Origin of the sequence: Massilimicrobiota sp. An105 (assembly GCF_002161155.1) — a bacterium.
GTDB classification, from domain to species: Bacteria; Bacillota_I; Bacilli_A; order Erysipelotrichales; family Coprobacillaceae; genus Allocoprobacillus; species Allocoprobacillus merdigallinarum.
The window spans coordinates 1-2,104 of the sequence record NZ_NFLY01000092.1 but is presented as its reverse complement, the minus strand read 5'-3'; the positions used below and the strand labels follow the sequence as shown (position 1 = coordinate 2,104).

2 rRNA genes are annotated in these 2,104 nt (G+C 53.9%); both read left to right on the top strand.

What is annotated here, in order from left to right:
- Window positions 1-1,419 (top strand): 16S ribosomal RNA (locus B5E48_RS13295); the annotation flags it as partial.
- A gap of 191 nt (window positions 1,420-1,610) precedes the next feature.
- A 23S ribosomal RNA gene (locus B5E48_RS13290) occupies window positions 1,611-2,104 on the top strand; the annotation flags it as partial.

Genomic DNA, 2,104 nt, shown 5'->3' with positions numbered 1-2,104 from the left:
ACATAAGCAACCTGCCCCTGTGAGGGGGATAACTGCTGGAAACGGCAGCTAAGACCGCATAGGCATACATGACGCATGTCGAGTATGTTAAATATCCTACGGGATAGCACAGGGATGGGCTTATGACGCATTAGCTAGCTGGTGAGGTAGAGGCTCACCAGGGCGACGATGCGTAGCCGGCCTGAGAGGGTGGACGGCCACACTGGGACTGAGACACGGCCCAGACTCCTACGGGAGGCAGCAGTAGGGAATTTTCGGCAATGGGCGAAAGCCTGACCGAGCAACGCCGCGTGAAGGAAGAAGTCATTCGTGATGTAAACTTCTGTTATAAAGGAAGAACGGCGCCTGTAGGGAATGACAGGCGAGTGACGGTACTTTATGAGGAAGCCACGGCTAACTACGTGCCAGCAGCCGCGGTAATACGTAGGTGGCGAGCGTTATCCGGAATCATTGGGCGTAAAGAGGGAGCAGGCGGCAGTGCAGGTCTGCGGTGAAAGCCCGAAGCTAAACTTCGGTAAGCCGTGGAAACCGCACAGCTAGAGAGCATCAGAGGATCGCGGAATTCCATGTGTAGCGGTGAAATGCGTAGATATATGGAGGAACACCAGTGGCGAAGGCGGCGGTCTGGGGTGCAGCTGACGCTCAGTCCCGAAAGCGTGGGGAGCAAATAGGATTAGATACCCTAGTAGTCCACGCCGTAAACGATGAGTGCTAAGTGTTGGGGGTCAGACCTCAGTGCTGCAGTTAACGCAATAAGCACTCCGCCTGAGTAGTACGTTCGCAAGAATGAAACTCAAAGGAATTGACGGGGGCCCGCACAAGCGGTGGAGCATGTGGTTTAATTCGAAGCAACGCGAAGAACCTTACCAGGTCTTGACATGGAGATAAAGGCTCTGGAGACAGAGAGATAGTTATATCTCACACAGGTGGTGCATGGTTGTCGTCAGCTCGTGTCGTGAGATGTTGGGTTAAGTCCCGCAACGAGCGCAACCCCTGTTGCCAGTTGCCAGCATTAGGTTGGGGACTCTGGCGAGACTGCCTCTGCAAGGAGGAGGAAGGCGGGGATGACGTCAAATCATCATGCCCCTTATGACCTGGGCTACACACGTGCTACAATGGACGGATCAGAGGGAGGCGAAGCCGCGAGGTGGAGCGAAACCCAGAAACCCGTTCACAGTTCGGACTGCAGTCTGCAACTCGACTGCACGAAGCTGGAATCGCTAGTAATCGCGAATCAGCATGTCGCGGTGAATACGTTCTCGGGCCTTGTACACACCGCCCGTCACACCATGAGAGTTGGTAACACCCGAAGCCGGTGGCCCAACCGCAAGGAGGGAGCTGTCTAAGGTGGGACTGATGATTGGGGTGAAGTCGTAACAAGGTATCCCTACGGGAACGTGGGGATGGATCACCTCCTTTCTAGGGAGAAGAGAAGATGTGGATACTGTTTGGTTTTGAGTGTGGTCTGAAGGGATTGCATTCAAGGCAGGAACATTGAAAACTGAACAGCAAACTTTCTACAAGAAAGCGAAGGAAGATGAAGAGATCAAAGAAAAAGAAGGTCGAAATCATCTAGTTGCAAACTAAGAAAGCACAGAAAGAACACTTTAGGTTAAGCGAAGAAGAGCGTATGGTGGATGCCTGGACACCAGGAGGCGAAGAAGGACGCAGCAAACGGCGAAACGCGACGGCGAGCAGTAAGCAGGCAACGACCCGTCGATATCCGAATGGGGGAACCCGCCATCCACGAGGGTGGCATCGCTAAGGCGAGGCAATACGCAGGGAACTGAAACATCTCAGTACCTGCAGGAGAAGAAAGTAAAAACGATTCCGTAAGTAGTGGCGAGCGAAAGCGGAGGAGCCCAAACCATCAGATGATGGGGTTATAGGGCTGCCGAGAAAGTCGATGCGACATGACAGGAGAAGCGCAGGGGAAGGCGCAGCGAAGAGGGTGAAACTCCCGTATCCGAAGTCGTGAAGCAGGACGAGGCAGACCCTGAGTACGTCGGGGCACGAGGAATCCTGACGGAAGGATCGAGGACCATCTCGAAAGGCTAAATACTCCCTGGTGAGCGATAGTGAACCAGTACCGTGAGGGAAAGGT